The following is a 1826-nucleotide window of genomic DNA, read 5'->3' as shown; positions in this document are numbered from 1 at the left end:
TTGTTATTTTAATTCTGGGTTTTCTGAGCGAACAAATATCAATAAAATCACCAATTTCTGGCAATCAAACCCTCAATAATTTAGCCGTAGCTAACAACAATAATCGTCCCACTCCCCAGAAAAAACCTAGTCCTTCTCCACAGTTTCGGTGCGATGGTAGAACTCACTGTTCCCAGATGACCTCCTGTGCAGAAGCGACTTTTTTCTTGAGAAATTGCCCCAATGTCAAAATGGATGGAGACGGTGATGGAGTTCCCTGTGAAAGTCAATGGTGTGGAAAAAAATCCTCAGAAAAATGTTGGGAAAGTTTTCCAGATAACTAATTTTGTTTCCTCACCCCAATTCTCTTACTTAAAGAATCGGGGTAAAAACAATCAAGAAGCAGTAATCACGGGAGAATTAAGATATTGATAATTCCAGTCCGATTGTTGCCAAACGCGACCATCAAGGGCAATTTGTTCGATTAAACTAGCTAATCGTAAAGCTTTTAAAGCTTGTTCCCCACCGACAGAAGGTTGGTCCCCACCGCGCACACAATGAACAAAATGTTCTAATTCCGCGTGTAGAGGTTCAATATTGCTGGTATAAACCTTTTCAATTAAACCATCTTGACGGTAGAGAACTTGACCGTAATCGGTGCTATAGTTAGCGGTGGTTTGCCGGTGAATGAGGATTTCATTATTGAGAAAATCCGCTTCCGTGAGAGAATTTTTACAGTGGGCCGCTAAACGGCGAATCTTGCGATGAGTCACCTTACTAGCGGTTAAATTAGCCACCACTCCATTACTAAAACCAAGGGTTGCAGTGACATAATCGAGATAACCGGAATCAGTGGCAGCGCGACTACCACTAGCGGTTAATTTCACCACGGGAGCGGCGACTAATTCTAAAATTAAATCTATATCGTGGATCATTAAATCTAACACCACCGACACATCATTAGCGCGTTGGGAATAGGGACTCATGCGATGGGATTCAATCGCTAAAATCTCCTCGGTTTTCAAGACCTTCGATAACTCTTGGAAAGCGGGATTAAAACGCTCGATATGACCCACTTGCAGAATACAATCATGATCGGCTGCCGCATTGACTAAAGATTCCGCTTCACTAATACTAGCGGCGATCGGTTTCTCGATCAAGGTATGTACTCCCGCTTGCAGACAGTCCATCCCGACTCGATGGTGTAACCGCGTGGGGACAGCGAGACAAACCGCATCTACCCTAGGTAAGAGATCTAAATAATTTTCAAAAAAACGGACTCGGTATTTACTGGCAGTTTCCAGACCCTTTTCGACGTTGACATCGGCCACCCCGACGAATTCCACGTCTTTTAATAAACTCAGGATGCGACTATGGTGTTGTCCCATGTTACCGACCCCGATAATCCCGACTTTAATCGGTTTGAGTTGATTTCTGTTACCCGGAAAGTTTGCTGGTTGATTGGACATGAATTTTAGACTCCTGTGTTCACACTCCCCACACCACTTGATTAAATTAATCAAGCTGATTTTGTCGATTAATTACCAAGATGGTATCATGGTTATCCAGATTCTGACACGATGTCGGTGTCAATGGGGGTTCTGAGAAGATTTTCTGATTTCATCTGCGGGTTTTTACCTATAATGTCGGCTTGAAGGAACCCTCGGTTTCACCTCGGAGATGAAAAGCTGACCAGCATACAACAGCGAAGCACGACTAAGAATAACTCTAATCTATAGTTGCCAATTTAATTTTAGTATGCTAGAGTAGTTTGCGTGGTAGGTCGATAACGCAAAATGTTTGTTTTAGAGTACAAGCTTAGAGGAAAACCATCTCAATATCAAGCC

The 1826-nt window shown here is 42.8% G+C and carries 2 protein-coding genes; one reads left to right on the top strand and one right to left on the bottom strand.

All coding sequences use genetic code 11. The features are described 5' to 3' along the window. A partial coding sequence (locus PX484_RS02210; protein WP_288102739.1) for an excalibur calcium-binding domain-containing protein occupies nucleotides 1–323 on the top strand: 323 nt, incomplete at its 5' end. Between the two features lie 51 nt (nucleotides 324–374). Here PX484_RS02210 and PX484_RS02205 read toward each other — a convergent pair. Next, the gene (locus tag PX484_RS02205; RefSeq protein ID WP_002803270.1) at nucleotides 375–1448 is read right to left on the bottom strand and encodes a Gfo/Idh/MocA family protein; all 1074 of its coding nucleotides are present in this window, start codon (nucleotides 1446–1448) and stop codon (nucleotides 375–377) included. Nucleotides 1449–1826: the final 378 nt, after the last annotated feature.

The sequence above is a fragment of the Microcystis sp. M49636_WE2 genome (assembly GCF_030065375.1).
Classification (GTDB): domain Bacteria; phylum Cyanobacteriota; class Cyanobacteriia; order Cyanobacteriales; family Microcystaceae; genus Microcystis; species Microcystis aeruginosa_C.
The sequence above is the reverse complement of the archived record's forward strand: the minus strand, read 5'-3'. Positions and strand labels throughout refer to the sequence as shown.

Excerpts from the sequence above, each read along its gene's own strand:
- PX484_RS02205 (WP_002803270.1), bottom strand. The coding sequence starts at position 1,448 with ATGTCCAATCAACCAGCAAACTTTCCGGGTAACAGAAATCAACTCAAA.